The organism is Ornithinimicrobium cerasi, assembly GCF_003702705.1.
In the GTDB taxonomy this organism is placed as follows: Bacteria; Actinomycetota; Actinomycetes; order Actinomycetales; family Dermatophilaceae; genus Ornithinicoccus; species Ornithinicoccus cerasi.
In genome coordinates this window covers 1-1,031 of the sequence record NZ_QZMN01000068.1, presented here as the reverse complement: position 1 = coordinate 1,031, position 1,031 = coordinate 1, and the positions used below count along the sequence as shown (strand labels likewise).

The following is a 1,031-nucleotide window of genomic DNA, read 5'->3' as shown; positions in this document are numbered from 1 at the left end:
TTCGGTCTCCCCATAGTTCCCTATGACTTCCGATTTTTTGCATAAAATCTTGCATACTCTTAGCGTGGTTTTTTCCAAAATGTTGGTGGTATCCCTTAATAACAAGTTCATAGAATGTTGATTTTATAAATCAAAAGAGCGGGGAACCTATGTAGTGCTACTTGAGTAGAAAATTAGGTTTTTAATTAGGTAGAGGTAGCTGCATAGCGTGTGTCAACGGTACCGGACCGAAACCCGTAAGGGGGCGGGAGGATAAGGAGTTGACACACTCACTATGCAACCCTCTTGTGGTTGTCAAAAGGTATCCTTTTGACCCTGCCAACCGGCGAGGGAGCCCCTCAAGGATTGAGGGGTTGGGGAGTTGGATTAAGGGGGTCTGGGGAAGAGTTCCCCAGCAGGTTTGGACAGAGTCCAAGGTTTTGTTTTTTGTCATGCAAAGCATGGCTTGGCGATAGCCAAAACAGCCTCGCAGAGCCTTTTCATTGTGTACATGGAGCATAGCGGAATGTCATAATACAGAAAAGGTTACTTTGCCAAAGTAACAAAGCTTTTGGTATAGTGGAGGCAAGGAGTTGATTCGTCATGAGCATGTCAGTTTCTCTCAAAAAAGCAACGAACAAAACCAATATTAAACATAATAACAGGACAATGAGCGAGAAGGAAAAAGAGCGAAATTCGCATATAGATTATTCAAAATCTGATGATAATAAATATCTTGTTCAGAAAGATTTAAAGGAATTATATCAAGAAGAATTTGGAGAAGTATTGGAGAACTATAACGCTAAACAAAAACGTAACGACCGAAAAATTGATGACTATTATAAACACATTCAGTTCGGTAAAAAAACTGCGCTTCAGCAAGAAATGATCATTCAAGTTGGTGATTTGAACAATTTCATTTCCAATGCCGATTATGAAAAAGCAAATGAAATTTTGTTAGAGTGGTTTAAGGATTTTGAGAAACGAAATCCAAATTTAAAAGTTTACACTGCGGTCATTCATAATGACGAGGCTAGCCCTCATATGCACTT

General features: G+C 39.5%; 1 protein-coding gene. It reads left to right on the top strand.

Features of this window, described 5'->3' with window-relative positions:
• Nucleotides 1-648: 648 nt before the first annotated feature.
• The coding region (locus D4B81_RS17830) for a plasmid recombination protein (protein WP_237566095.1) at nucleotides 649-1,031 on the top strand (383 nt) is incomplete at its 3' end.